The following is a 21,667-nucleotide window of genomic DNA, read 5'->3' on the forward strand; positions in this document are numbered from 1 at the left end:
TTGAAATGGGCAGAGGCGCCATCAACGCCTCCGCCCGCCGCAGTCGATCAGAGCATGCTGACAGCAGGCAATCCCGAGAGCGCTTGCGCCAGTTCGCCTTCGTCATAGGCGGTGTCCACGAGATTGCCTTCCAGGTAATTCTGGTAGGCCATCATGTCGAAGTGGCCGTGGCCCGATAGATTGAAGACGATCGTCTCGCCGCGCCCTTCTTCCTTGCAGCGCAACGCCTCATCAATGGCGCAACGGATCGCATGGTTCGACTCCGGTGCCGGCACGATCCCTTCCGTTCGCGCAAACATCAGTCCGGCTTCGAAACACGCCGTCTGATGGTAGGCCCGGGCTTCGATCAAGCCCAGGTCCGCAACGTGACTGATCAACGGCGCCATGCCGTGATAGCGCAGACCGCCAGCATGGAAACCGGGCGGCGTGAACGTGGAGCCCAGCGTATGCATCTTCACCAGCGGCGTCAGATGGGATGTGTCACCGAAGTCGTAGGCGAACTTGCCACGCGTCAGCGACGGGCAAGCGGCCGGCTCCACGGCGATGATGCGACGGCGCTTCGAGGTCTCTCCACGCAGTTGCTGGCCAATGAACGGGAACGCGATCCCGGCAAAGTTCGAGCCGCCACCGGTACAGCCGATCACGATGTCGGCGTCGTCCTCAGCCAGTTCCAATTGCGCAATGGCCTCTTGCCCGATCACCGTCTGATGCAGCAGCACATGGTTGAGCACCGAGCCCAGCGCGTACTTGGTGTCCTCGTTCTGCGCCGCGACCTCCACCGCCTCCGAGATGGCGATGCCGAGCGCACCGAGGTGATCCGGATGCTCGGCGAGGATCGACCGTCCAGCATGGGTCAGCGGTGAGGGCGACGGAATGCAGCGTGCGCCGTAGGTTTCCATCAGCGCACGGCGATAGGGTTTCTGGTCGTACGAGACGCGCACTTGGAAGATCGTCACGTCAAGTCCGAACAACTGCCCGGCAAATGCCAACGACGAACCCCACTGGCCCGCGCCGGTTTCTGTGGTGAGCTTCTTCACACCTTCCTGGGCGTTGTACCAAGCCTGCGGAATGGCCGAATTCGGCTTATGGCTGCCGGCCGGCGACACGCCTTCGTACTTGAAGTAAATGCGCGCCGGCGTATCGAGCATTTTCTCGAGACGGTGGGCGCGAATCAGCGGTGCGGGGCGCCACAGCTTGAGCACGTCGCGCACGGGGTCGGGAATATCGATGTAGCGCTCGGTGGACACCTCCTGCTCGATGATCGCCTTGGGGAACAACGGAGCAAGGTCATCCGGACCGATAGGCTGCAGCGTGCCCGGATGCAGGGGCGGCGCAAGCGGAGTCGGAAGGTCGGCGGCGATGTTGTACCAAGACTTGGGAATGCGTGCTTCGTCAAGCAGGAATTTGGTGGTATCAGACATTCAAGAAATCCCGAAAACGGTGGTTGGGGTTGAAGCAGTCTGACAGGATAGCAGCGCGAACAATGAGGACTCTAGCCACCGATACCATCGGTCTTCCCCTACGACGTCTCACACGGCGCCACACCTTGCCCGCACCGGGAAGCGCAACCGTCAGAAAAAACCTAATCCAGGGCCACGGGGTATCGATTGTTTGACCTAATCGTACAAAGCACTCTCAATCCTCAGCGGAAAATGCGCGCGCACGAAATATCCCCTGCCAAAACCTCCTGGAGTATCAGATGTCTCACCACGGCGCCGCCGACACCACTGCCAACCCCGCCCCGCTCGGCCTGCTGGGCTTCGGCATGACCACCGTTCTGCTCAACCTGCACAACGCGGGCTTTTTCGAGCTGAACACGATGATTCTTGCCATGGGCCTCTTCTATGGCGGCCTCGCGCAGGCCATCGCCGGCGTGCTCGAATGGAAGAAGGGCAACACCTTCGGTACCGTGGCGTTCACGTCCTATGGCTTTTTCTGGATCGCGCTCGTCGCCCTGATCCTTCTGCCGCAGGCTGGTCTGGGTCAGGCCGCGTCCGAAGGCGCAATGGTGGCCTTCCTCTCCATGTGGGGCATCTTCACGTTCGTGATGTTCATCGGTACGCTGCGCATGAACCTCGCCACGCAAGTCATCTTCGGTTCGCTGACGGTGCTGTTCGCCCTGCTGGCGCTCGGCGATGCAACCGGCTCGACGGCCATCAAGCATCTGGCCGGTTGGGAAGGCATTCTCTGCGGCGCCTCGGCCATCTATGCCGCTGCCGCGCAGATCCTCAATGAAGTGTATGGCCGTGTCGTACTGCCGTTGGGCGAACGTGCTCCGGCCCACGTCAAGCTGCAGGCTCAAGCTGCCTGATCGCATCCGGGCGGCGTATACCGCGTCGCCCTTTCCCAAGCAGGTTCTCCTTCAGACCGAAGGCACAAGCAGGAATCGTTTGACGACGCCGATCTGCTCGTCGTCCATCAACATGGGAGCATGTCCCACGCCAGAAATGGTGATTGCCTGCGCCCTCGGCCCCCGCTGTGTCATCTCCATGACCGTCTCGGAAGACAGCAGATCGGACTCCGCGCCACGGATGACGAGCGTCGGGCAGCGGACCAGATCGTAAGTCGGCCACACCGCCACATCCGAAACCGCCAGCGAAGGCGCCAGCCGGAAGGCATCGCCGATGCCAGGGTCGTAGACCATGCGGAATTTCTCGCCGCTCCGGCGTACCGAGTGCATCGTCAGGTGATGCCATTGGGCATCCGTGAGAGGCCCAAAGGACGCACTGACCTGCCGCAGGTAGGCTTCGGCCTCGGCAAGACTGGCAAACTCGGGGGCACGACCGACGTATTCGCCGATCCGCCACAGCGCCTTTCCCGAAATCAACGGCCCCACGTCATTCAACACCAGCTTGCGGATGGGCGTATCGGGCAAGGCCGCCAGCGCCATGCCAATGAGCCCGCCCATCGACGTGCCGACCCAATCGACGCTGTCCACGCCGATCCGGGCAAGCAGTGTGACCATGTCGCTGACGTACAGCGGGACAGCGTAGTCCATCTTCACGCGCAGCCAATCGCTGTCGCCACGGCCGACGACATCGGGGCATACCACGCGATAATCATCGGCCAGCGCCTGGGCCAGAAAATCGAAGTCGCGCGCATTGCGCGTCAAACCGTGTACACACACCAGTACACGCGGATTGTCTGGATCGCCCCACTCCACATATGACATGCGATGCAGTCCGTTGACGCCGATGCATTGCACGCGCCGCTGTCGCATCGGGAACGCAGCCCTGGCCGCATCCGAGTACGAGGATTCACCGAAGAGTCGTTTGAGCCATCCCGCCATGGGTACACCTCCGTTTGCGCCGGCCGGGCCGGTTACTGACCATACCAGTATCGCCGCCGTTCATTGCGCCAGCGTGCCAGACTCAGACCATCGGCGCCGAGCATCACCTGAACCGCGCCGTCCTCGTCGGTACGCGCAAGCATCGCGCCGCTGGCTTCATAGCGCGCCACGACTGCTCGAGAAGGATGACGAAAGCGATTTCGATGCCCGACCGAAAAGACCACGGCCTGCGGCGACACTGCGGCCACGAAGTCATTGCGCGACGAGGTACGGCTCCCGTGATGCGGGGCGACCAGCACATCGGCGCGGAGGCCGTCACCGAAGGCGGCCAGGATATCCCGTTCCGCTCGGGCTTCAATATCGCCCGGCAGCAACAGGGTGCCGTGCGCACCGCGCACGCGGAGCACGCATGAATCGTCGTTGGACGAACGCGATGACGATTCATGCGGATGCAGCAGATCGAAATGGACACCATCCCACGACCACCCAAGACCGCGGCGGCACGGAATGTAGCGGACGCTCGTTTCCTGCAGCGGGTGATCGGCCCTCAGGCTTGCCGTCCACCATCCGACGGGCATGTTCTCCATGATCGACCCAGCGCCGCCAGCATGGTCCTGATCGCCATGCGAAACGATCAAGCCATCGATCCGTTGAACGCCCTGCGCGCGCAGGTAAGGCACAACGATGCGCTCGCCGCTGTCGCTCGCGCCGCCAAATGCAGGGCCCGTGTCGAACAGCAGATCGCGCGTCGCCGTCTGCACGTGCACCGCCAGCCCCTGCCCGACGTCAATGGCCGTCATTAGAACCTCCCCCGCTTCGGGCCGGCGCGGAGACCAGCTCAGCAGAACGGGAATCGTCAGCAGCGCAGCCCATCGCCCCGGCATGCCGCGCGGCAGGCAAGCCCACGCCGCCGCCAGTAGAGCCGGTACGATCAACCACACAGGCGGCACGGCCTGCTGCCACACGGCAAATGGAGAATCCGCCATGTGGCCGAGTACCCACATCAGCCCTCGCAGCAGGACTTGCGCCGCCTCGATGATCCACGCCACAGGTAAGACGATATGGAGCAGCGCCAGCGGCGCGATGATCATGCTTACCAGCGGTATCGCCAGCGCATTGGCAAGCGGCGACACCAGCGAAAACTGGCCGAACAGTCCAAGCAATAGCGGCAGACTGAAGATTGTCACCGCCCCCTGCGTGCGCAACCACGACACGATGCGCCCGCCGGCGGCGAACCGGCCCGACGACACCAATAGCAGCGCACCGACTGCACCGAAAGACAACCAGAAACCCGCCGTGGTCACCGCCCATGGGTCGACCAGCAAGACGCCCGCCAGTGCAAACATCAGGCAGCGGACGGTGTCCCGCGCACGGCCAAAGAATGCCGCGACGACGACAATCGCCAGCATGTACAGGGTACGTTGCGCCGGTACGCCAAAGCCCGCCAGCACCACGTAGATGGCCGCGCCCGCCAGACCTGCCAGCGCGCCAGCCTTTTGTGCCGGCAGACGCAGAGCCGCCGAAGGCCAACGTCGCCAGCCAGACTGGACGATCAGCGAAGCGATGACGGCCACCATGGAGACGTGCAGGCCGGAAATCGCCATCAGGTGTGTTGTGCCGGTCCGGGCAAACACCTGCCAGTCTTCGCGCGCCACCGCACCCTGGTCGCCCACGGTGAGGGCTGCGAGTACGCCCGCCTCTGGCGTATCACCGAGCGTAGTGAAGATTCGTGCCTTCAGGCGTTCGCGCCATCGGTCGATCGCCGGCCTCAGTCCCGGTTCGTCGGAGATGCGGCGCGCCGAACCGGCGTCGGCAACGACATAGCCTGTCGCCCGTATGCCGCGCTGGAACAGCCAGCCTTCATAGTCGAACCCGGCCGGATTGGCGTTGCCGTGGGGGCGTCGCAGGCGTACCGTGAATTGCCAGCGCTCGCCGCTCCTGACTTTCGGTGGAGCTTCCACCATATCGCCGAAGCGTCCGGGACCGTACCAAGCCAGGGCGATGCGATGCGGCACCCCCGCTTGAGGATCTGCCACGAAATCGAAGCGCTGGTCCGCCCCGCTGGCGCGCACCAACCCGGATACGTAGCCACTCACCACCAAGGAGCGATCCTCAAGCGCCGCATCGAGCCGATCGGAAAGTCTCAACTCGGCCCGCCACACCGCGTGCGTGAGCCCGAGAAGAAACGCGAGAACAAACATGGCCAAAGTGCGCCATCGTCCGCGGCACGCGACACAGGCAAGACCGGCGCAGACGGTGCCGAGCATCAACCAGGGAAGCGAGGGAAGCGTCGGCAGCACCTGACACACCCAGGTGCCGGCAGCAAACCATGCAATGCTCAACATCGGGCGATTGAAGCACCCGGATACGGATCTGCCGATGAACTATCTCAAAGATATCCATCCAAATACCTTCGACAAACAAAGAATGATCTGACGCCCCACCACACCATGCGAAGGCTCTTCAAACGCTTCACTCCCGGTGCCGAAAACCTGCGGCAGAACCGCTGGTTGAACATGCTCGGCAAGACTTTTCTGCATCCTTCGATGTGGCACCTGAATCGTCGATCCGCAGCAGGCGGAGTAGCGGTCGGCATGTTCTGCGGGTTGATCCCCGGGCCGCTGCAGGTGCTCGGGTGCGTTATCGCCTGCGTGATATTCCGCGTGAATCTGCCGGTCGCCGTCGTCGCCACGTTCTACACGAACCCTTTCACCATCGTGCCCCTGTATGTTGCGGCGTACTGGATCGGCGGCAGCTTGCTGGGCGATGACGGTAAGTTTGTCTATCCGCCTGAAATGGGAGACCAGTCGCTCACCGAGTGGGCGCACGCGCTGCTCGGCTGGCTGGCGGGGCTGGGGACGCCGCTTGCCCTGGGCTTGCTCGTGCTGGCCACCTTGCTGGCAGCCGCGGGATACCTCATTGTGTGGATGGTCTGGCGCTGGCACCTGGTCCGCGAATATCGGCGCCGCAAGCAACAACGCCCGGCGCCTTGATATTCCACTCGTCGCGGCTATGCATGCCGACTACATTGAGTGCATTGTCATCAACGACGGACACCATGCCTCGCCGCGCGACTTTTATCCACGCCCTGCTGTGGTCCGCCTTGCTGTTTGCATGCCCTGTCACGTCGGCGCAGCGGACGAGCCAGGACTCCGCCAACGAACCGCGCCCCGTCGAGGATTCCGACGAATGGGCGCCGTCTGCCGGACAGAACGGCCTGCCGCTGGGCCCCACGCAGTCGTTGCCGGATATCGTGCCCCGAGCTGCGCGCACGGCAGGCGAGTGGATCGTGGTGCCGATCCCTTCATACAACCCTTCGCAACGACTGGGCGTGTCGCTCAAGGCTCAGTACATCTTTCATCCGCCGGGAGCCGGAGGCAAGCCCGACATCATCGGCTTTGGCGTTGGCGGTACGGAGAAAGGCTCCTACGGTGGTGGTGGCGCGTATATCGGACATTTTGACAACGACCGTTGGCGTTTCGTCGGCGCAGGCGGATTCGGGCAATACAAGTACGATTACTATGGGATCGGCAACGAGGCCGGCTCCCGTAACGAATCGATTCCCGTATCGCAAAAAACGGCGCACTTGTTCCTGGTGCTGGCCCGACAATTGTGGAAGGGCTGGTACCTCGGCCCGCGCATTCACTACCAGAGTATCGACGCGACCGCGCACGATATTCCCGAAGACCTCCGCGCGGATCTGCCGGCCGACGGCGCCGCGCAGCAGACGCAGGTGTCGCTCGGCGCACAACTTCAATACGACACGCGTGACAACAACTTCTACCCGACGCGAGGCAGCTTTTTCAACGCCACGGCGGATTACTTCGACAACGCTTTCGGCGCCGCCAACACCTTCAGCGCCTACCAGTTCGCCTATAACCGCTACCTCGGCTACGGCGCTGACGACGTACTCGCGTTGCGTGCCCTGTTGCGCATGAGTTACGGTGACGTGCCGTACTACGAGCTCTCACGGTTCGGTTCGCGCAGCGATCTGCGCGGCTACAAGTCGGGACGCTATCGCGACCGCATGATGTACGCCGCGCAAGGCGAATTTCGCCATCGCTTCAACACCAAATGGAGTGGCGCGGTGTTTGCGGGCTTGGGTGCAGTGGCGCCCCAGGTGAATCAACTGTGGCAAAAGCAAGTGCTGTGGAGCATCGGTGGCGGCATCCGCTACCGGCTCGGCGAGCGCAACCCGGTCGATCTTCGGCTCGACGTCGGCTGGGGACGCGATGGGACGGCTACCTATCTCGGGGTTGGACAGGCGTTCTAGCGTGCAAAAAAAAAGGGCGCCCGCAGGCGCCCGTTTTGATTGCGGCAGATCCGCTCTCGATCAGCCCATTTCCTTGACGTGTTGCACGACGCTTGCCACTGCCTGCTGTGCGCTGCCATAGAGCATGCGGCAGTTGTCCTGGTAGAACAGAGCGTTCTCGATACCCGAGTAGCCCGCGCCCTTGCCACGCTTCACGACGATGACGTTCTGAGCCTTGTCGACGTCCAGAATCGGCATGCCGTAGATCGGGCTCGACTTGTCCGTACGCGCAACGGGGTTGACCACGTCGTTGGCGCCGATAACCAGTGCCACGTCCGCCAGCGGGAACTCGGCATTGATTTCTTCGAGGTCGAAGATCTTGTCATACGGCACGCCAGCCTCAGCCAGCAGCACGTTCATGTGGCCCGGCATGCGTCCGGCAACCGGGTGGATAGCGAACGAGACGTCGACGCCTTCGGCTTCGAGCAGTTGCGCCATTTCCCACACCTTGTGCTGCGCGCCGGCCACGGCCATGCCGTAGCCCGGCACGATAATGACCTTCTGCGCATAGCGCATCATGGATGCCGCATCGAGCGCAGACAGTTCCTTCATGCTGCCTTCGATCGTGCCGCCACCCTCTTGCGCTGCGCCGGAGATCGGCTGGAACAGGATGTTGGTGATCGGACGGTTCATGGCCTTGGCCATCAATTGCGTCAGCAGCGTACCCGCAGCACCCACCACGATACCGGCGATGATCAGCGCAGGAATGCCCAGCACGTAGCCTTCAAAGCCCACCGCCAGGCCCGTGAAGGCGTTGAACAGCGAGATCACCACCGGCATGTCCGCGCCGCCGATCGGCAGAGTGACAATCACGCCCAACGCCAGCGACAGGATGAAGAAAGTGATGATGTGCGCTGCCGTCGGCTTGCCGATCAGCACGATCGCCACGCCGATGACCACCGTGGCGGCGGCCAGTGCAATGTTGACCACATTCTGCGCAGGCAGGCGGAAAGCCTTGTTCATCAATCCCTGCAGCTTGGCGAACGCCACGCAAGAACCCGCAAACGACACCGCGCCGATGAGCGCGCCCAGCACCGCAAGCGCTACGGCCACTTCGCTATGGAACGTGCCGCGGGCGAACTCGACCGCCGCGATGGCTGCCGCGGCACCGCCGCCCATGCCGTTGTAGATCGCGACCATCTGCGGCATGTCGGTCATCTTGACTACGCGACCGGACCACCAGGCCACGCCGCCGCCAATGACGATCGCCAGAATCATGAGCAGGAAGTTGTGCATGCCCGGCGTGGCGAAAGTCGCCAGCGTCGCCACCAGCATGCCCACGCCCGCCCAGATGATGCCGCGCCGCGCCGTGACCGGCGACGACATGCTCTTCAAACCGATGATGAACAGGACGGCCGCAACGAAATACGCCACTTCAACCAACAGATTCGGCGTCATTACGCGCCCTCCTTCTTATTCTTATCGGACTTGAACATGGCCAGCATGCGTTCGGTGACCACGTAACCGCCGGCCGCGTTGGCCGCCCCCAGCAGCACGGCGAAGAAGCCGATGGCTTGTTCGACCGGCGTTTCGGCGTGGCCCAGCGCCACCATCGCGCCCACCACGACCACGCCGTGGACGAAGTTGGAGCCAGACATCAGCGGTGTATGCAGAATCACTGGCACGCGCGAGATCACCTCGTAGCCGGTGAATGCCGCCAGCATGAAAATATAAAGTGCAGTAAAGCCTTCCATGGGTTCTCCCGTAGCGAGAAGGAAGATGTTCAGTGCGGGGCGATCATGAAGCGACAGCCCCGCTCGTTCAGTCGATCAGAGTCCGAGCACCTGCTTGACGCCAGCGTGGCGGACCTCACCGGCGTGCGTCAGGCACGTACCGGCCAGGACTTCATCCTCCCAGTCCAGCGTGAGCGTTCCTTCCTTGAGCATCGGGCTGATGAAGTTGAACAGGTTCTTGGAGAACATCTCCGACGCATGCACCGACATGCGGCTGGGCAAGTGCGTCGGTCCGATCAGCAGCACGCGGCCGATCTGGGTTTCGGCGCCGGCCACGCAGCCTTCGACGTTGCCACCGGTTTCGGCCGCCATATCGACGATGATCGAACCTGCCTTCATGCCCGCCACCATGTCGGCGGTCACGATGCGCGGGGCTCGCTTGCCCGGCACGGCTGCCGTGGTGATCAGCACGTCGCACTGGGCGATGGCCTTGGCCAGCTTTTCGGCCTGCTGGCGCTTTTCGTCGTCGGTCAGCTCGCGGGCATAGCCACCCGTGCCGGCCGCCGAAACGCCGGTGTCGACGAACTTGGCGCCGAGAGATTCGATCTGCTCGCGGGTCTCGGGGCGCACGTCATAGGCCTCGACCATGGCACCCAGGCGCTTGGCGGTCGCGATGGCCTGCAGACCCGCAACACCTGCGCCGATGATGAGCACGCGCGCCGGACGGATGGTGCCGGCCGCATAGGTGAGCATCGGGAAGAACTTCGGGCACTTGGTGGCGGCGATCAGCACGCACTCGTAACCCGAGCAGGCAGCCTGCGAGGAGAGAATGTCCATGCTTTGCGCGCGCGAAATGCGCGGCAGCAGTTCCATTGGGAACGCGGTGATCTGCCCGGCCTGCAACTGTTTGATGCGCTCGGCGCTGGCATACGGTTGCAGCAGCCCCAGCAGGACCGCGCCCGGCTTGAGCTGCCCGACGATCTCGGCCGGCGGCGGGCTCACGGTCAGCAGGCAGTCGGACTGGGCCACCACCTCGGCGGCACTGTCGACCCATTTGACATCGGCGTAATCGCCTTCACCCAGAAAGGCACCCGCGGTCGCGCCGCGTTGCAGCACGATACTCGCGCCCAGTTGCTGGAATTTTTTCGCCACGTCGGGCGTGAGCGGAACACGCCGCTCGGCGGTATCGCCATCCTGCAAGACTCCGATAGTCCAGGACATTGACTCTCCCTGTCGAGAAATGAAGCTTCGCCTCTATACCACGGACGCACCAACGATGCATCATAAAAGACCCGTGCCATTCGCCGGACCGTCCGCATGCCAAAACGTACAGATCGCAAACCCCGAAAAAAACGCCACTTGGCCTATACGCCCAAGGTGGGTCGCCCACCCGGCAGCATCGATTATGTAGGCGAAATCAAGGTTAAGAATCCGACGATTACTTTATTCGACTATGACGCCGAAGCTCTGACGGAAGTCACTTTCAAGTCGATTAATGACTCACGTCAATACACGCGCAAGCATCGTGGTCTTTGGTTAAATGTTCACGGCCTGCATGAGGCAGAAGTCATGCGCGAGATCGGCGCACGCTTCGGCCTGCACCCGCTGGTGCTCGAAGACATCGCGCACACACAGCAGCGCCCCAAGGTGGACGACTACGGCGAGTATCTTTTCGTCGTCATGCGCGCATTCAACTATGACAGCGCCACGCACGATGCTTCGAGCGACCAGATCAGTCTGGTGCTCGGCAAGAACTTCGTCCTGAGTTTCCAGGAGCGCCCCACCGGCCTGTTCGATCCCATCCGCGAACGCCTGCGCCAGGACGGCTGCGCCTTGCGTCGTGCGGGGCCAGACGCCTTGCTTCATGCGCTCATCGATGCCGTCGTGGACCGCTACTTCATCGTAGTCGAGGCGATCGGCGACGACATCGAACTGCTCGAAGACGACATCATGAGCAGCACGGCCAGCCGCCCTATCGCCGACATCAACCACTACAAGCGCGAGGTGCTGGAAGTCCGCCGCGCCATCTGGCCGACGCGCGAAGTCGTCAACGTCCTGCTGCGGTCGGGGCCATTGCTACAGCCCGAAACCCAGCTCTACTTCCGCGACATCTACGATCACGCCGTCCACATCATTGACCAGCTCGACGCCCTCAGGGACCAGATCGGCGACCTCCTCGACATCCACCTGTCGACGGTCAGCAACCGCCTCAATGCTGAAGTGCGTGTGCTCACGGTGGTCACCACGCTGCTCGCGCCCGCCTCGCTGGTGACCGGCTTCTTCGGCATGAACTTTCAGCACCTGCCATTTCTGGATGCGCGCGGAGGCTGGGAGATATCGCTTCTCATCATCCTGATCGCCGGCTGTTCGCTGGTCGGACTGCTCTACTGGCTGCGCTGGTGGACGATCAAGCGCAACTGATGTCGCGCGGGGGCCAGCCAGCGGTGCTCAGGCCGCCGCGTCGACCAGCTCGGGTTTGAGGATGTCGATCACTGTCTGCGGGGAAAGCCCCACCAGGTATCCGCGCTTGCCGCCATTGATGTAAATCTTGTCGAGCGCCGCGATGGTCCGCTCCATATAGACCGGCATCGCTTTGCGGGTGCCGAACGGACTTGTTCCGCCAATCATGTAGCCGGAATGGCGATTGGCAACATCCGGACTGCACGGCGCGATACTCTTCACACCGATATGCCGCGCGAGATTCTTCGTCGATACCTCGCGATCGCCGTGCATCAGCACGACCAGCGGACGTTTGTGCTCGTCCTCCATGATCAGCGTCTTGACGACGGCATGCTCGGGCACGCCAAGCTCGCGGCTGCTCACAGTCGTTCCGCCATGTTCTTCGTATTCGTACAGGTGATGGGTGAAGTCCGCGTTGTGCGACCGCAGCACGCGGATCGCGGCCGTCACCGGCGTCTTGTCGTGATGACTCATGGTGTTGTTCTGCTGAATGTAGCGCCGACTAAACTGAAATCATGACACTGAGACTCTGCGCAAGCGCTTTCGTCTGCCTGCTGATCGTTCCGGCCTGCGCCGTGGCCGAGGTTTACCGCTGGACGGACCGCGACGGCAGGGTGCACTACGGCGACCAGCCGCCCGCCGGCGTGTCGGCGCGGCGCGTCGATGCCAGCGTCAACGTCGTGCCCGCGGTGCCCCGCGCGCCCGCTCAACCAGCCGCCCCAGCGGTGCCTGCGGCGCCCCCGTCCGCCAACACTCCGCCACAACCCGCCAGCCCGCCTGATCCACAGGATGAACTGCGCGCCCGCATGCTCGCGCAATGCCGCCAGAACCGCGGCATCGATTGCGAAAACGAAGTCGAGGCGATGCTCACCCCTCCGTGGAACGGCTATATCGAAGCTCCGTGGTGGCCTGTATGGGGCATCGCACCGCCGCGCCCGCGTCCGCCATCGCCGCCACGCCCGGAGCCACCCCGACCGCCCAAGCCCAAACCCGATCCGGTGCCAAAGCCCACTCCCGCGCCCACACCCAAGCCTGTGCAGCCCAGGCGCGGGTGGTCGTTCGAGCGCTGGGAGTGAGCTTCGCGCCCGCCCGCGTCCAGACGCTCAGAGCACGTCCAGCAATTCGACCTCGAACACCAGCGTGGCATTGGGCGGGATCGCGCCGCCGGCACCGCGCGCGCCATAACCCATGTGCGGCGGGATCGTCAGCTTGCGCGTGCCTCCGACTTTCATCCCGGCCACGCCCTTGTCCCAGCCCGAAATGACTTGGCGGCGCCCCAGATCGAAGCTGAACGGCTCGCCGCGATCCTTGCTGGAATCGAACTTGGTGCCGTCGAGCAACCAGCCGGTGTAGTGCACGACCACCGTGCGCCCAGGCTTGGCCTCGGCGCCCGTGCCAAAAATGCTGTCTTCGATGGTCAGGTCGGACAACACGTCGAGCAATTCGACCTCGAACACCAGCGTCGCATTGGGCGGAATCACGCCGCCCGCGCCGCGCGCGCCGTAGCCCAATTCGGGCGGAATCGTCAGCTTGCGCGTGCCACCGACCTTCATGCCCTGCACGCCTTCATCCCACCCCGGGATGACCTGACGCCCACCCAGTTCGAAGCTGAACGGCTGATTGCGATCCTTGCTGGAGTCGAACTTGGCGCCATCGGTGAGCCAGCCGGTGTAATGAACGGCAACGTTGCTGCCGGCCTTGGCTTCGGTGCCCGAGCCCTGGACAACGTCCTCGATGACAAGTCCGGTGGAAGTGGTGACGGGTTCGGCCATTGGGCGCTCCTTCTGTAACAGTCAAAGGGAAGAATGATAATGTCGGACGTCGCCGCTGAGCCGGTCTTGGGCCGAAAAGTCATCCAGGGTCGTCTTCGGAACGCACAGCACCAGCGGCTGCGGTGCATTCCCAAGACAATCCATGGCGCCACGACGCTGGCGCCCGCCTCGTGCACTGCTTGTCCAGCACGCGGCTTTCAACCAAGTGAATGAAACATGACCGAGGATTTTCTCCCGCTCTTCTCGGCGGGACACCACGCGTCCGACGACGCATTGCTCTTTGCATACACAGGCGATGAACAGATCCTGCGTGCCGACCTGACCCTGCCAGCCCTGGCGGATCTCGCTTCGCTGGGGCCTGCCGGCAGCGACAACATCATCGGCACGCTCGGCGGCCGCGATTGTCGTGCGCTCGCCTGGCCGCGCGGCACTGCGCTGCCGGATGGGCTGATCGCGCAAGGCATGCGTGACGTGCTGACCGCCCAGGCCGCCCACATCGCCTCCATTACTGTGCGCGCACGCCAAATGGCGACCTGGGACCTCCACTCGCGCCACTGCGGCGCCTGTGGCACGGCCACCTTCGTCGTCGCAGGCGAGCCTGCCAAGGAATGTCCCAACTGCGGACTGCGCGAATACCCACGCATCGCTCCCGCTGCCATGATCCTCATCCGGCGCGGCGACCGGCTGCTGCTGGCGCGCTCGCCCCATTTCAAGCCCGGCGTCTACAGTGCGCTCGCAGGCTTCGTCGAGGCCGGCGAAAGCGTGGAGACCTGCATCCACCGCGAAGTACTTGAAGAAGTCGGGCTGAAGATCGACAACCTGCGTTACTTTTCCAGCCAATCCTGGCCATTCCCGCATTCGCTGATGCTGGCATTCCACGCGGATTACGTTTCCGGCGACATCGTGCCGCAAGCGGACGAAATCGAAGACGCCGGCTGGTACGACGTCGATGCGCTGCCCGGACTGCCCGCGCCGATCAGCATCGCCAGCCGCCTGATTGCCAACGCGGTGGACGAGATCCGCGCACGTCGAGCGGCAGGTTGAGCTTTTTACCCGCCGATCGGGTCAATCGATTCACCCGGCCTCCGTGAGGCATGGTCCGGCTGCGACGACAAGGAATACGCTTTCGTCACCCTGTCGAATGGCGCTCGGCGCCGACCGTTCGGCGCTCATGGAAAACGCTTAACTGATTTTCCGAGTACCCTTCGCCACATTGCGACGCCTCACTCCACAGGCCCGCGCTGGAACACAGGGGAAACGAAAAATGCTGAGGCGATTGTTGCTGGGATGTGTGATGGGTCTGGCCTTGCCTGCGCTGGCGCACGCAGATCCGCTCAAAGGCTGGGTTCAGGGTAGCGAAGAATTCCCTTCGCACCAGGGCCTCAAGTTGTTCATGGACGAGGTCAAGGCCAAGACGGGCGGCAAGTTCGAAGGACAGATCCAGACCAAAGACACGCTCGGCGACATCTACAAGGCATTGCCGCTCGTCGACAAGGGCCAGCTCGATGTCGCAGTCATCAGCAACACGCCGATGTACAAGGCTGTGCCCGAAATGGAAGTACTGTCGCTGCCATTCATGTTTTCCGATACGCGCGGAATGATGAAGGCGCTCGATGGCGAACTCGGCAAAGGGCTGGAAAAGAAACTCGCCACCAAGAGCTTCATCGTACTCGGTTGGTACGACGGCGGCTCCCGCTCGTTCTACCTCAAGACAAAGCCGACGGGTTATGCCACCGATATCGAAGGCAAGACCTTGCGCGTGGCCGACCGCGAAGCGCTGCGCACCATGGTTACCTCACTGGGCGGATCGGCCGTGATGATGCCGCTGAACCAGATGCCCAAGGCCTTCACGAGCAATGAACTGGATGGCGCCGAGACCGACATCTTCACCTATGCCAAGGAAGAGCACTTCAAGTACGCGCCGTATTTCCTGGTCAGCAACCACAGCATGCAGCCAGAGGCTCTGATCGTTTCCACCCAGTTGTGGGCAAAACTGTCGGAAGCGGAAAAGAAGGTCTTCCTGGAGGCTGGCCACAACTCGGCCGTCGCCATGCGAGAACTGTGGGCCAGGCAGAGCGCCACATTGCGCGCCAAGCTCGAAAAACAGGGCGTGAAATTCCTCGATCTGAAGAACCAGACGTCTTTCATCTCGCGCATGCGCCAGGTCTACCAGCCGATCCTCAACAAGCCCGATGCGAGCGAACTCATGCTGCGCATCATGACGACGCGAGGCTAAGGCAACACCAACGACGCCAAAACCGCATCCCAAGACATCTCTAGGAGAGACCCAGCAGGCGGGCCAGACGTTTCTGGTATTGGTGGCGAACTGATTTGAATCGACCCGCGTCATCTTTTCGAAGGGCATTGTCCTGCGCCTTGCATGCAAGTGACGTGAGGAGAAGGTAATGCGGTGGGTCGGCTTGATCGTGGCGATCTGGATATTGGCCGCCTGCGAGCGCGCGGCCGAGCCTCGGAGCGTGCAGCCTGCGCAAGCCGAGAGCTCGATAGCCTCGGACGCCAACGAAACACCATGGGGGACGGTAAATATCGCCGGCCCGGGGCCGACCAGCTTCATGCCCTGCGAAGCGATGATATCGCCCGCCTCCACATTGGTCCTGTCGATGAGCTGGGAGGCCTGTGCCACTGTGCCGCTGCAGCAGATCAAGGCTGTCGGCTCGCAAACGGAAGACGGCGAGACACGAATCAGCGTTCGCCACTACAGCACAGTCGACGGGCGCATCGTCATCTATAGCTACGAATGCGCCAGCAACCGCCCCTGCAACGGCGACAACGGCGTCACCTGGCACCGCGAAGCCCGCAGTCTGACGCTGAACCAGACCCGCCTCGATCTGTTCAACTCGGGCGGCGCTCGCAGCATTCCGCTCGCTGAACAGATCAGCGGCACACTCCACTACTGACGCAAGTCCATTCAGGCATCGCGTCGATTCGCGCAGTCCTGCCCGCGCCATCTCTGCGCGCGACTACCGCGTGGCGAACGCTCTTTAGAGCCCCAGCCGCTTTTCTTCGTACGACGCCAGCAAGCCCCAACTGCGGCCACGTCGATGGACGACATCGAGGATCGCGCTCGGACGGATGACGGTGCGCGTGTGCGTTTCCACGCCGCCACTGCGGCGATCATGCGGTTGCGCCAACACGGGCGCTTGCGGGATGAAGTTGGCTGGACCTTGCAGCAGGCTGAACAAGCGAATCGTCTTCATGATGGGTTCTCTGGAAAGCTGGAAAAAGGATCGGCGCGTGTTCAACGCGGAAAACCGTCGCGGATCAGGCCGACGGCGATGCCTTCGATCGTCAGCTGACTGCGTTCTGGATCAACGAGGATGGGCGCGTAGTCGCGGTTCTCCGCGATCAATTCGACGATCCCGTCGCGGTGGCGCTTGAGGCGCTTGACGGTGACGTCGTCGTCTACACGTGCAACGACGATCTGCCCGTCGCGGGCTTCGTGCGTGCGGTGCACGGCCAACAGATCGCCATCGAAGATGCCGGCGTCGATCATTGATGCGCCCCGCACCTGCAACAGGAAGTCAGCACGCGGAGTGAACAGCGCCGGATCGACCTGGTGCCGGGACTGGATATGCTCTTGCGCCAGTATCGGGGCGCCGGCGGCGACGCGGCCGATCAACGGAATACCCAGGGATTCCACCAGCCGCAGACCACGGGCTGAACCAGCTTCAAGCAGCAAGGCGCCTTTCTGGACGAGCGCCTTGATGTGGCTCTCCGCCGCATTGGGCGAGGCGAAATTGAAGGCGTGCGCGATTTCGGCACGCGTGGGCGGCATGCCATTGGCCTCGATGGCTTCGCGAATGAAGTCGAGGATTTCTTGTTGCCGGCGCGTCAAAACGGATTCGGATGCCATTGCCACCTCCTGGAATACTGTATTTATATACAGCACCCAGGAAATGCGCAAGAATTTTCTGTGCCGGCGCGCCCCATCGGGCGCAGATTGCTCAGAACGCCAATTCGTCGCCCTCTTCCGCCATGGGCGGCGGCTCGGGGATTTCGTCCAGGCGGTGGCTGCGCGCCATTTCCGCCCGGCACGCCACGATCTGGTCAGCCAGGCCGGGCAAGGGTGGAATGTGCTCACCCGAACGCAGGCTGCGTTGTGACTGGTAGAAGCTCATTTGCGCGATCGCGCGACGACGGCGTTCGAACATGACTCGGGCCCTCTGTTTCGTTGAGTGCGCGAATCGTTTGTTGTGATCGACCATGCGTCGCGCTCGCATGCCCCTACTTCAGACCACATTGCACTGCAGCGCAAGCTGGAAGAAAGGGCTGCCCGTGACGAAAATCACCCGGCATTGCGCCGTATCGGTTTAGCGCAGGATTTGCGGATGGACGAGCACGACGTCGGCGCGTGCCGTGCGATGCGGCAGCCAGATGCGCGAATCGATCGACTCCTCGTAGCGCAGGATCTGATAGCTGCCGAAGCCGCGTTCGCGGGCCAGCGCTTCGGCCCGGCGTGCCAGCACTTGTTTGGCCTCGCCCGCGCCGCCGACATTGATCGGCTTCATCGTCAATTCGTACGAAGCACGGTTATCGCCCAGGCGTGTTTCCTGGATCGACCAGTTCGGCGCCAGCGGATCGACCACGGTGTAGACCAGATAGCTGATGCCGGCAATCACCACCAGATCGTCCAGATGCAGCACGTAGCTTGGCGTGAGCTGGATGCCGGCATCGGGAATGATCGAAGCGTTGCGCGGATAGGTGCCGCTGATCGAACTGCACGCCGACATGGCCACGCACAACGCGGCAAGGATGGCACCGGAAAGACGTTTCATGGCGCGCGCCCCTTACTTCAGGAAGTTGAACAGCGACAGGCCGGATATCTTGATGAACGACTGCTGCGCCGCCTGCAGGCTGACGTTCTGCATGCTGAAATCCGAGATCGTCGAGGCGTAGTCCAGCCCGGTCAGCTTGTTGATGCGGTCGGAATACTGCTGCTGCGCATCCGTGCCGAGGCTTTGCAGCGCATCCAGTTCGGTCTGCCGCGAACCCACCTGCGAGCGCAGCTTCAGTACATTGTCGAGCGCGTTGTCCAGTTTGTTACCCGCGTCGGCGAGCCCCTGCTGAAGCGCCGCGCCCGATGAGTTGTCCAGCACGCTGATGAGCTGTTGCAGGGTGCTGAACATGTCTGTCTGGCCGCCCGGATCGACCGTGAAGGTGTCGCCCGGCGCGGGTGTTCCGGACACCGCGACTTGAATCTGGCCGGTGGCCGGCGCGGGCGGCAGGTCGATCGTGCCGCCGCTGGTGTACGTGCCTGTTGCCATCGGCGCACCGGTCATGCCGGGGTCCGCTGCGCGATCGAAGACCTCGTAAGTGCTTCCGCTGGTAAAGCGGATGCCATATTGCCCGCCCGAGTACGAGCCGGTCACCGAGCCACCGTTGATCACCGCCGCGCCGGAGTTGCCCGACGCGGACGAAGCGTTGAACGAGCCATTGAGATTGTCCACGCTCATGAAAACCTGCATGCCGTTGTCGGACACCGGCATCAGCCGCGTATCGGAGACTTGCAGCGTGCGCTGCCCCTGGTCGCCTTGATAGCTCACCCCGCCCGACAGATTGCCGGTAAACGGCAGGGTGTCGCCCTTGAAGCCGGCGAACATGTATTGCCCATTGGAATCCGTGCTGTTGGCCAGGCTCAGCAGGGAATCGAACTGGCTCTTGAGGTCTGTCGCGATGCTCTTGAGGTCATCCTGATTCAGCGCGCCGTTGCCCGCCTGGATGGTGCGCTCCTTCGCGTACGTAATGATGTCGCCGATGGCGGCAAGCTTGCTCTCCAGCGATTTGAGCGCATCGTCGGCAGTACCCTGGTTGGTCATCTGCTGCTGCACAACGGCGCTGGCCTGTTTGACGGTCAACGCTTGCGCGGCGGCCACGGGATCGTCGCTGGGCTTGGTCACCCGGGTATTCAACGACAATTGCTGCTGCAGCGTCATCAGATTGGACTGCTGACGGTTCATCGTCGAAACGTTGGTGTCGAAGATCAGAGAGGTCGAAATGCGCATGGCGTGCTCCTGATTGATCAGCGCGCAATGTTGAGGACAGCTTCGAAGAGCGTCTGAGCAGTGCTCATGACGCGGGCCGCAGCCTGATAAGCCTGCTGGTAGCGCAGGAGATTGGCAGCCTCTTCATCGAGGTTCACGCCCGATACCGACTGCTGCGCGGCCTGCGCCTGCTCCAGCAGGGTCTGCTGCGTGCTGGTGTTGATTTCGGCCGCGTGCGTCTGTGTGCCGATCTTGCTCACGATCTGGCTGTAGGCCGTAGCGTACGTCGCCGATCCGCCAAGCATGTTCTTGGTCGTCTGCAGGTTGCCCAGCGCCACCGCATTGCGTCCGTCCGACACCCCGCCGTCATTGCTGGTGATGGTGAAGGCGTCGCCGTTCTTGGGCGCCCCGCTGATCGAAAACGAAATGTTCGGCGAAGCAAGCGTGAAGGTCTTGCCCGAAGCATCCGCGACGGGGTCATAGGCCAGCGTGCCGGACGCCGCGCCACCCAATACAAAACTATTGGTGGCCGAGTCGAACGTAACGGTAATGTTCCCGATGTGCGGCGTCGTGGCCGAAATACCGGTGCCGCTGACGACCGAACCCTGCGAGATCGACGCCGTGCCGCTGTTCGTCGATGCCGCCGACGTGGTGATGGGTGCGCCAGCCGCGATCAGCCGCGTATCGGTGATTGCCACGTTCACGCTGGACGCGGCATAGCGGGTCGGCTGGATCAGGAAACGGTCGCCCGCCGCAACGGAGCCCGAGGTGAGCGAAATCGAAATGCCGTCAACGTCGGTGGGCAAGGTCGCGCCGGAATACACCGACTTGCCATCGGACGAGCGCTGCAGGTTGTAGTTGGTGCCGTCGAAACTCAGCACGTAGTCGTCGGTCGTCAGGTTGGCGACGTTGCTGTATGACACTTCCAGTTGCGCGCTGGAAACCGTTCCGGTGGAGAAGGCCGGCAAATTTTGCACGGCGCCCTTGATGGGGGTGAAAAAATCGCCGCCCATGGCACCGTTCAGATCTACGCCAAGCCGATGTTGGGCGTTGAAGGTCTCGGTCATGCCCACCGCGATGCGCCCCAGCGCGTTCTGCGCGGCATCCAGCGCGTCCGAGCGGAACGTCAGCAGGCCGGCCAGCGAACCGCCGGTGATCATGCTGTCGGAAAGCTTGGCGGAATTGTCGCCCTGCAACTGGATACCCAATTGCAGCTTCTTCGGATTGCTGTCCGACGGCGTGGCGGTCAGCGTGTAGGTGCTGTTGCCCACCACCAGCGGTTGGCCGGTGCCGATGAATACGCTCACCGAACCGTCGCTCTCGGTCGTGGTCGTCACCTGCACGTTGCGGTTCAATTCCTGGATCAGTGCATTGCGCGCATCCAGCAGATCATTGGCAGGCACGCCCGTGCCGGAGGCCTGCGCCACGACGATCTGGTGGTTCAGGTCCGCCAGTTGTTTGGCCAGGGTGTTGATCGAATCGACGGTGGTTGAAATCTGCGACTCCACCCCGCTACGGATTTCGTCCATGCGCTGGTTGAGCGACTGGAAGCGCCCCGCCAACGCCTGGGCGAACGACAGCATCGATTGACGCGCCGACACATCCGACGGATTGCTCGCCACGCTCTGTACGCTGTTGAAGTAACTCGTCAGCGCAGAGGAAAGCCCGACGGTTTCATCGCCCAGCAGATTGTCGATCTGCGCGATCTCGTTGTAGTAGGTCTCCGACTTGGAATGCGCGGCATCGGCCGCCATCGTCTGGTTTTCGAGGAACTGGCTGTAGATGCGCTTGACCGTCTGGACCTGCGTGCCCTGTCCAAAGAAACCCGCGCCCGTATAGAGCGGCTGCTGTGTGCCCTGGATCACCTGTTGACGGCTATATCCCGTCACGTTGGCATTGGTGATGTTGTGCGAGGTCGTCGTCAGTTGGGCCTGCGCGGCGTTCAACCCCGTCAGACCGATACTCAGCAAACTGGCCATGAAGGCGCTCCGGATCCACTTATGGCTGAGCCATAGCAAGAGCTTTGCCAGTTCAGGCGTCTCTGCTTTTGTTTTTTAAATACAGATACTTAGGACAGTAGAAAACGTCATCCTCCGGTCAATGCACCGATGACCGGCAAAAGCTGCCGGTGCGCAATCGTCGCTTGGAGCGAAGCGTGT

22 protein-coding genes and 1 pseudogene are annotated in these 21,667 nt (G+C 62.6%); 8 read left to right on the forward strand and 15 right to left on the reverse strand.

From position 1 onward, the window contains the following. Positions 1-47: 47 nt before the first annotated feature. Positions 48-1,421, reverse strand: coding sequence for a TrpB-like pyridoxal phosphate-dependent enzyme (locus ACDA63_RS00585; RefSeq protein ID WP_373661208.1), 1,374 nt, complete (start codon positions 1,419-1,421; stop codon positions 48-50). A gap of 278 nt (positions 1,422-1,699) precedes the next feature. On the opposite strand from ACDA63_RS00585, the gene ACDA63_RS00590 reads away from it, so the two are divergent. Further along, positions 1,700-2,311 (forward strand): acetate uptake transporter, encoded by a 612-nt coding sequence (locus ACDA63_RS00590; protein WP_373661209.1) that lies wholly within the window; start codon positions 1,700-1,702, stop codon positions 2,309-2,311. Positions 2,312-2,362: 51 nt separating this feature from the next. Here ACDA63_RS00590 and ACDA63_RS00595 read toward each other — a convergent pair whose 3' ends face one another. Next, complete coding sequence (locus ACDA63_RS00595; RefSeq protein WP_373661210.1) at positions 2,363-3,289, reverse strand: alpha/beta fold hydrolase; 927 nt, start codon at positions 3,287-3,289, stop codon at positions 2,363-2,365. Between the two features lie 32 nt (positions 3,290-3,321). Then, positions 3,322-5,634 carry a DNA internalization-related competence protein ComEC/Rec2 gene (locus ACDA63_RS00600; protein WP_373661211.1) on the reverse strand — a complete coding sequence of 771 codons (2,313 nt, stop codon included), beginning with the start codon at positions 5,632-5,634 and terminating at the stop codon, positions 3,322-3,324. Positions 5,635-5,739: 105 nt separating this feature from the next. Here ACDA63_RS00600 and ACDA63_RS00605 point away from each other — a divergent pair, with 105 nt between their 5' ends. Further along, positions 5,740-6,282 carry a DUF2062 domain-containing protein gene (locus ACDA63_RS00605; protein WP_373661212.1) on the forward strand — a complete coding sequence of 181 codons (543 nt, stop codon included), beginning with the start codon at positions 5,740-5,742 and terminating at the stop codon, positions 6,280-6,282. Positions 6,283-6,347: 65 nt separating this feature from the next. Further along, a complete protein-coding gene (locus ACDA63_RS00610; protein ID WP_373661213.1) occupies positions 6,348-7,562 on the forward strand; it encodes a BamA/TamA family outer membrane protein in 1,215 nt (404 codons plus the stop codon). A 60-nt stretch (positions 7,563-7,622) separates the two neighbouring features. Here the strand turns inward: ACDA63_RS00610 and ACDA63_RS00615 are convergent, their stop codons facing one another. The 3 genes from ACDA63_RS00615 to ACDA63_RS00625 all read right to left on the reverse strand — a co-directional run bounded on the left by ACDA63_RS00615 (position 7,623) and on the right by ACDA63_RS00625 (position 10,495). Next, entirely contained in the window at positions 7,623-8,999 is a 1,377-nt protein-coding gene (locus ACDA63_RS00615) for an NAD(P)(+) transhydrogenase (Re/Si-specific) subunit beta (protein WP_373661214.1), read from the reverse strand. Beyond that, on the reverse strand, positions 8,999-9,295 hold the full coding sequence (locus ACDA63_RS00620) for an NAD(P) transhydrogenase subunit alpha (RefSeq protein WP_373661215.1): 297 nt from the start codon (positions 9,293-9,295) through the stop codon (positions 8,999-9,001). Before ACDA63_RS00620 ends, ACDA63_RS00615 begins: the two co-directional genes overlap by 1 nt. A gap of 75 nt (positions 9,296-9,370) precedes the next feature. Continuing rightward, a complete protein-coding gene (locus tag ACDA63_RS00625) occupies positions 9,371-10,495 on the reverse strand; it encodes an NAD(P) transhydrogenase subunit alpha (protein WP_373661216.1) in 1,125 nt (374 codons plus the stop codon). Positions 10,496-10,633: 138 nt separating this feature from the next. On the opposite strand from ACDA63_RS00625, the gene corA reads away from it, so the two are divergent. Continuing rightward, a complete protein-coding gene (gene corA / locus ACDA63_RS00630) occupies positions 10,634-11,695 on the forward strand; it encodes a magnesium/cobalt transporter CorA (protein WP_373661217.1) in 1,062 nt (353 codons plus the stop codon). Between the two features lie 27 nt (positions 11,696-11,722). Here corA and ybaK read toward each other — a convergent pair whose 3' ends face one another. Then, positions 11,723-12,208, reverse strand: coding sequence for a Cys-tRNA(Pro) deacylase (ybaK, locus tag ACDA63_RS00635; RefSeq protein ID WP_373661218.1), 486 nt, complete (start codon positions 12,206-12,208; stop codon positions 11,723-11,725). A 41-nt stretch (positions 12,209-12,249) separates the two neighbouring features. Between ybaK and ACDA63_RS00640 the strand changes: the two genes are divergently transcribed. Beyond that, positions 12,250-12,810 carry a DUF4124 domain-containing protein gene (locus ACDA63_RS00640; RefSeq protein WP_373661219.1) on the forward strand — a complete coding sequence of 187 codons (561 nt, stop codon included), beginning with the start codon at positions 12,250-12,252 and terminating at the stop codon, positions 12,808-12,810. A gap of 27 nt (positions 12,811-12,837) precedes the next feature. Here ACDA63_RS00640 and ACDA63_RS00645 read toward each other — a convergent pair whose 3' ends face one another. After that, positions 12,838-13,176, reverse strand: coding sequence for an FKBP-type peptidyl-prolyl cis-trans isomerase (locus tag ACDA63_RS00645; protein WP_373661378.1), 339 nt, complete (start codon positions 13,174-13,176; stop codon positions 12,838-12,840). Next, a pseudogene (locus tag ACDA63_RS00650) lies at positions 13,162-13,506 on the reverse strand (FKBP-type peptidyl-prolyl cis-trans isomerase); the annotation flags it as partial. The gene ACDA63_RS00645 and the pseudogene ACDA63_RS00650, both read right to left, overlap by 15 nt. A 216-nt stretch (positions 13,507-13,722) precedes the next feature. On the opposite strand from ACDA63_RS00650, the gene nudC reads away from it, so the two are divergent. From nudC to ACDA63_RS00665, 3 genes are all read left to right on the forward strand, one after another. Next, a complete protein-coding gene (gene nudC, locus ACDA63_RS00655) occupies positions 13,723-14,550 on the forward strand; it encodes an NAD(+) diphosphatase (protein WP_373661220.1) in 828 nt (275 codons plus the stop codon). Between the two features lie 220 nt (positions 14,551-14,770). Next, positions 14,771-15,742 carry a TRAP transporter substrate-binding protein DctP gene (gene dctP / locus ACDA63_RS00660; protein ID WP_373661221.1) on the forward strand — a complete coding sequence of 324 codons (972 nt, stop codon included), beginning with the start codon at positions 14,771-14,773 and terminating at the stop codon, positions 15,740-15,742. 169 nt (positions 15,743-15,911) lie between these two features. Continuing rightward, entirely contained in the window at positions 15,912-16,424 is a 513-nt protein-coding gene (locus ACDA63_RS00665) for a hypothetical protein (RefSeq protein WP_373661222.1), read from the forward strand. Between the two features lie 84 nt (positions 16,425-16,508). Here ACDA63_RS00665 and ACDA63_RS00670 read toward each other — a convergent pair whose 3' ends face one another. The 6 genes from ACDA63_RS00670 to flgK form a co-directional block, all read right to left on the reverse strand. Further along, on the reverse strand, positions 16,509-16,724 hold the full coding sequence (locus ACDA63_RS00670; RefSeq protein WP_373661223.1) for a hypothetical protein: 216 nt from the start codon (positions 16,722-16,724) through the stop codon (positions 16,509-16,511). A gap of 41 nt (positions 16,725-16,765) precedes the next feature. Next, complete coding sequence (gene lexA / locus ACDA63_RS00675) at positions 16,766-17,380, reverse strand: transcriptional repressor LexA (protein WP_373661224.1); 615 nt, start codon at positions 17,378-17,380, stop codon at positions 16,766-16,768. A gap of 91 nt (positions 17,381-17,471) precedes the next feature. Further along, positions 17,472-17,678, reverse strand: a complete 207-nt coding sequence (locus ACDA63_RS00680) for a hypothetical protein (protein WP_373661225.1) — start codon at positions 17,676-17,678, stop codon at positions 17,472-17,474. Between the two features lie 159 nt (positions 17,679-17,837). Continuing rightward, on the reverse strand, positions 17,838-18,302 hold the full coding sequence (locus ACDA63_RS00685) for a hypothetical protein (RefSeq protein WP_373661226.1): 465 nt from the start codon (positions 18,300-18,302) through the stop codon (positions 17,838-17,840). Positions 18,303-18,314: 12 nt separating this feature from the next. Beyond that, positions 18,315-19,529, reverse strand: coding sequence for a flagellar hook-associated protein FlgL (flgL, locus tag ACDA63_RS00690; RefSeq protein WP_373661227.1), 1,215 nt, complete (start codon positions 19,527-19,529; stop codon positions 18,315-18,317). Between the two features lie 17 nt (positions 19,530-19,546). Then, positions 19,547-21,487 (reverse strand): flagellar hook-associated protein FlgK, encoded by a 1,941-nt coding sequence (flgK, locus tag ACDA63_RS00695; RefSeq protein WP_373661228.1) that lies wholly within the window; start codon positions 21,485-21,487, stop codon positions 19,547-19,549. Positions 21,488-21,667 lie beyond the last annotated feature (180 nt).

It is taken from the genome of Uliginosibacterium sp. sgz301328 (genome assembly GCF_041807905.1).
In the GTDB taxonomy this organism is placed as follows: Bacteria; Pseudomonadota; Gammaproteobacteria; order Burkholderiales; family Rhodocyclaceae; genus JBGVSA01.

What these genes read in the sequence shown, in the direction of transcription:
- ACDA63_RS00665 (WP_373661222.1), top strand. Translation starts at nt 15,912, where the DNA reads ATGCGGTGGGTCGGCTTGATCGTGGCGATCTGGATATTGGCCGCCTGC.
- ACDA63_RS00640 (WP_373661219.1), top strand. Translation starts at nt 12,250, where the DNA reads ATGACACTGAGACTCTGCGCAAGCGCTTTCGTCTGCCTGCTGATCGTT.
- flgL (WP_373661227.1), bottom strand. Translation starts at nt 19,529, where the DNA reads ATGCGCATTTCGACCTCTCTGATCTTCGACACCAACGTTTCGACGATG.
- ACDA63_RS00680 (WP_373661225.1), bottom strand. Translation starts at nt 17,678, where the DNA reads ATGTTCGAACGCCGTCGTCGCGCGATCGCGCAAATGAGCTTCTACCAG.
- ACDA63_RS00625 (WP_373661216.1), bottom strand. Translation starts at nt 10,495, where the DNA reads ATGTCCTGGACTATCGGAGTCTTGCAGGATGGCGATACCGCCGAGCGG.
- ACDA63_RS00595 (WP_373661210.1), bottom strand. Translation starts at nt 3,289, where the DNA reads ATGGCGGGATGGCTCAAACGACTCTTCGGTGAATCCTCGTACTCGGAT.
- ACDA63_RS00670 (WP_373661223.1), bottom strand. Translation starts at nt 16,724, where the DNA reads ATGAAGACGATTCGCTTGTTCAGCCTGCTGCAAGGTCCAGCCAACTTC.
- dctP (WP_373661221.1), top strand. Translation starts at nt 14,771, where the DNA reads ATGCTGAGGCGATTGTTGCTGGGATGTGTGATGGGTCTGGCCTTGCCT.
- ACDA63_RS00605 (WP_373661212.1), top strand. Translation starts at nt 5,740, where the DNA reads ATGCGAAGGCTCTTCAAACGCTTCACTCCCGGTGCCGAAAACCTGCGG.
- ACDA63_RS00610 (WP_373661213.1), top strand. Translation starts at nt 6,348, where the DNA reads ATGCCTCGCCGCGCGACTTTTATCCACGCCCTGCTGTGGTCCGCCTTG.
- ACDA63_RS00600 (WP_373661211.1), bottom strand. Translation starts at nt 5,634, where the DNA reads ATGTTGAGCATTGCATGGTTTGCTGCCGGCACCTGGGTGTGTCAGGTG.
- ACDA63_RS00685 (WP_373661226.1), bottom strand. Translation starts at nt 18,302, where the DNA reads ATGAAACGTCTTTCCGGTGCCATCCTTGCCGCGTTGTGCGTGGCCATG.
- ybaK (WP_373661218.1), bottom strand. Translation starts at nt 12,208, where the DNA reads ATGAGTCATCACGACAAGACGCCGGTGACGGCCGCGATCCGCGTGCTG.
- ACDA63_RS00615 (WP_373661214.1), bottom strand. Translation starts at nt 8,999, where the DNA reads ATGACGCCGAATCTGTTGGTTGAAGTGGCGTATTTCGTTGCGGCCGTC.
- ACDA63_RS00620 (WP_373661215.1), bottom strand. Translation starts at nt 9,295, where the DNA reads ATGGAAGGCTTTACTGCACTTTATATTTTCATGCTGGCGGCATTCACC.
- flgK (WP_373661228.1), bottom strand. Translation starts at nt 21,487, where the DNA reads ATGGCCAGTTTGCTGAGTATCGGTCTGACGGGGTTGAACGCCGCGCAG.
- nudC (WP_373661220.1), top strand. Translation starts at nt 13,723, where the DNA reads ATGACCGAGGATTTTCTCCCGCTCTTCTCGGCGGGACACCACGCGTCC.
- ACDA63_RS00590 (WP_373661209.1), top strand. Translation starts at nt 1,700, where the DNA reads ATGTCTCACCACGGCGCCGCCGACACCACTGCCAACCCCGCCCCGCTC.
- lexA (WP_373661224.1), bottom strand. Translation starts at nt 17,380, where the DNA reads ATGGCATCCGAATCCGTTTTGACGCGCCGGCAACAAGAAATCCTCGAC.
- ACDA63_RS00585 (WP_373661208.1), bottom strand. Translation starts at nt 1,421, where the DNA reads ATGTCTGATACCACCAAATTCCTGCTTGACGAAGCACGCATTCCCAAG.